5 protein-coding genes are annotated in these 3,307 nt (G+C 64.6%); 4 read left to right on the forward strand and 1 reads right to left on the reverse strand.

Features of this window, described 5'->3' with window-relative positions; all coding sequences use genetic code 11:
* Both D3H34_RS34570 and D3H34_RS31125 read left to right on the forward strand, forming a co-directional pair.
* Positions 1 to 205, forward strand: a 205-nt coding sequence (locus D3H34_RS34570; RefSeq protein WP_205736844.1) for a hypothetical protein, incomplete at its 5' end; no start/stop codon positions are given.
* Entirely contained in the window at positions 171 to 977 is an 807-nt protein-coding gene (locus tag D3H34_RS31125) for a siderophore-interacting protein (RefSeq protein WP_119558691.1), read from the forward strand. The genes D3H34_RS34570 and D3H34_RS31125, both read left to right, overlap by 35 nt.
* A gap of 56 nt (positions 978 to 1,033) precedes the next feature.
* Here D3H34_RS31125 and D3H34_RS31130 read toward each other — a convergent pair whose 3' ends face one another.
* The gene (locus D3H34_RS31130; protein WP_350308491.1) at positions 1,034 to 1,732 is read right to left on the reverse strand and encodes an IclR family transcriptional regulator; all 699 of its coding nucleotides are present in this window, start codon (positions 1,730 to 1,732) and stop codon (positions 1,034 to 1,036) included.
* A 270-nt stretch (positions 1,733 to 2,002) separates the two neighbouring features.
* Between D3H34_RS31130 and D3H34_RS31135 the strand changes: the two genes are divergently transcribed.
* Both D3H34_RS31135 and D3H34_RS31140 read left to right on the forward strand, forming a co-directional pair.
* A complete protein-coding gene (locus D3H34_RS31135) occupies positions 2,003 to 2,752 on the forward strand; it encodes an SDR family NAD(P)-dependent oxidoreductase (protein WP_119558693.1) in 750 nt (249 codons plus the stop codon).
* Between the two features lie 30 nt (positions 2,753 to 2,782).
* Positions 2,783 to 3,307, forward strand: a 525-nt coding sequence (locus D3H34_RS31140; RefSeq protein ID WP_147400538.1) for an acyl-CoA dehydrogenase family protein, incomplete at its 3' end; no start/stop codon positions are given.

Below are 3,307 nucleotides of genomic sequence, written 5' to 3' on the forward strand. Positions count from 1 at the left end.
GCATCGCGGCGCGCATGCGGTGGCGGTAGGCATGCATCAGGTCATGCATGGCGTCGAACACGTCAGCAGGGTTTTTGGCAGTCATCGCAGTGTGGGTTTTATAGTTGACAAAATCAACGAGACGGTGGATATTTCGTTGACTAAATCAACATTTTACGCCAAAGGCCTGCATGACCACCACTTCTTCCGAGACGCATCTCCCTGAAACCCTGCGCGTCGAGCGCCAGCGCCACCCGTTCGCCGCGCGCCATCTGCAACTGCTGGCGCGCGAAATCGTCAGCCCCGGCTTTGTGCGCGTGACGCTGGGCGGCCCCCAGCTGGCCGGCTTCGTCAGCACCGGCTTTGACGACCATCTGAAATTCATCCTGCCCCAGGACGGCCTGGAGCGCCCCAACCTGCCGGCGATCGTCGACGGCCGTCCGAGCTTCGAAGGCGCGCGCCCGACGACGCGCGACTACACGCCCGTGAGCTGGAACGCGCAGCGCAACGAACTGGTGCTCGAATTCGCGCTGCACAACACCGGCCCGGCGGCCGACTGGGCGGTCAACGCGCCGCTGGGCCAGTGGGTCGGCGTGGCCGGTCCGCGCGGCAGCCTGCTGGTGCCCAAGGAATTCGCCTGGCACTGGCTGCTGGGCGACGAAAGCGCGCTGCCGGCGATCGAGCGGCGCCTGGCCGAACTGCCGGCCACGGCCCGCGCCACGGTACGCATCTGCGTGGCCGACGCGCGCGACCAGCGCCCGCTGGCCAGCGCCGCCCGGCTCGACCTGCAGTGGGTCGATTCGCTCACGGCCGCCGCCGAGCAACTGGCGCTGCCCGCGGGCGACGGTTTCATCTGGGCCGCGGGCGAGCACAACGACATGGCCGCGTTGCGCCGCATCGTGCTCGCCAAGCCCGGCGTCGATGCCAAGCGCATGCGCATCGCCGCATACTGGAAGCGCGGCGAGATCGCGCACCACGCGGAACTCAACGAAGGCTGAGGGCCGGTGCGGCGGCCATGCGGGACGCCATGCGTTCCCGCTGGCCGTGAAAATGCCTACTGATGGCTGGCGACGATCAGCTTCATCTCCGCGAGGTAGGCCTGCTGGTGCTTGCGCATGCGCTCGATCGGGCCCGCAATCGACAGCGCGACCTTGGCGTCACCGATCTGCAGCGGGATGCCAAAGGCCAGCACGCCTTCATTGCCTTCTTCCTGCACGCTGTACCAGCCGCGCTCGCGCTGGCCCTTGACGTTTTCCTCCAGCGCCTGGGGGTCGACGATGGTCTCCGGCGTCACTTTCCGCAGCGGCTTGAGGCGCAGCTGGCGGCGCATCTCGTCGTCATCGAGGCTGCCAAGCACGGCCTTGCCCAGCGCCGAGGCGTGCAGCGCGATGCGTTCTCCCGTGCGCAGCACATAGCGCAGATGGTGCTTGCCTTCCACGGTGGCGAGCACCTTGACGGCGCCGTCATCGAGCACGGCGCAAAACGCGGATTCGCCCGTTTTTTCACTCAGCAGCTCCACCATTTCCAGGCTGGCCATGTAGAGCGGGTCATTGCGCGAAATGTCCAGCGCGATCGAATAGAGCTTGCCGGTCGGGTAGAAGCGCCGGGTCTTGGCCGTGCGCACCACATAGCCGGCTTTCAGCATGGTGTGCAGCAGGTCGGAGCAACTGCTGTCGGCCAGGTCCAGGAACCGGGCCACATCGGACACCGACAGCTCCCGCTTCTCGCGGGCAAAGATTTCCAGTACGGCCAAGGTTCTGGCGCAGGCGGGCACGTCAGCGGGCACAGGGCCTCCAATCTTCATTTGTTAACGACTGGTCGGATTGTACTCCGCCATGTTGTCTGTGATGTGGCACCGTACTGCGCCTGAAATCATCTCTTCTCCATGGGCGTTGGGGTTTACACCCGAATGCATGAATTCGCGCCGACTTTCGTTGACAACGCCATATGCGCTATGTAGATTACGACCATTCGTTAAATAAAACGATATCTCGTTGAAATCTACAGACAACGCAGGAGCAGCATGGAACTCAATCTCATGGGGCGCGTAGCCCTCGTGACAGGATCTGGCAGCGGCATCGGACGCGACACGGTTTTCAAACTCGCCGAGGAGGGTTGCCGGATCGTCGTCTCCGACATCAACGCCGACAGCGCCCGCGACACCGCAGCCGACCTGCGCGAAGCAGGGCACGAGGCCATCGCCGTGGCCTGCGATGTGACGCGGGAGGAGGAGGTCGAGCATCTGGTGGCGCAGGCCGGGCAATGGGGTGGCGTGGACATCCTGGTGAACAACGCCGGCATCGTCAAAGACGGCTACCTCACCAAGATGAGCGAGCAGGCCTGGGACAGCGTGGTGGACATCATCCTCAAGGGCGCCTTTCTTTGTTCGCGCGCGGTGCTGCCGCAGATGATGGAAAAGAAATGGGGGCGGGTGATCAACATCTCGTCGCGTTCGCTGTTCGGCAACCCGGGGCAGACCAACTATTCGGCCGGCAAGGCGGGCCTGGTGGGCTTCACGCGCGCGCTGGCCCAGGAGCAGGGCCGGTTCGGCGTGACGGTCAACGCGGTCGCGCCGGGTTTCATCATGACGCCGGGCATGCGCAACCTGCCGCATTTCCCGCAGTTGCAGGAGGCCGCGACCGCCAAGGTGCCGGTGGGCTTTCTCGGCGAGCCGCGCGACATCTCCAATGCCGTTGCGTTTCTGGCCTCGGATGTGGCGCGCTACATCAGCGGCACCACGCTGTTCGTCACCGGCGGCCGTTACTCCGGCTGATATTCCTGTCTTCCCGTGAACGGAACCCCCATGAACTTTGATCTCAACTCCGAGCAGATCGAGCTGCGCGACCAGCTGCGCCGCTTCATGCAGCGCGAAGTCACGCCCTTGATCGACGTGTCCGAAGCCAGCCGCACCTTTCCCTTCGAACTGTTCCCGAAACTCGCCGAATTCGGCTACATGGGCGGGACCCTGGCCGAGTCCGACGGCGGGCTGGGCATCGACTATGTGACCTGGTCGATGATGTTCGAGCAGCTCGGCTACCACTGGCTGTCGCTGCGCACCATGCTCAACTGCACCAACGTGCCCATGCTGATGCTCGCCAGCCATGGCACGCCCGCGCAGAAGGAAAAGTATCTCAAGCCGCTGACGCAAGGCAAGCGCTCGGTGTTCACGGCCATCACCGAGCCGAACGTGGGCTCCAACCCCGCCGCCGTGCAGGCCCGCGCCGAACTCAAGGGCGACCATTACGTGCTCAGCGGACGCAAGCTGTGGATCAGCAACGGTCTCTGGGGCGACTTCGGCATCGTCGTGGCGCGTACCTACAGCCCCGAC

It is taken from the genome of Acidovorax cavernicola (assembly GCF_003581445.1).

Excerpts from the sequence above, each read along its gene's own strand:
- D3H34_RS31125 (WP_119558691.1), top strand. The coding sequence starts at position 171 with ATGACCACCACTTCTTCCGAGACGCATCTCCCTGAAACCCTGCGCGTC.
- D3H34_RS31135 (WP_119558693.1), top strand. The coding sequence starts at position 2,003 with ATGGAACTCAATCTCATGGGGCGCGTAGCCCTCGTGACAGGATCTGGC.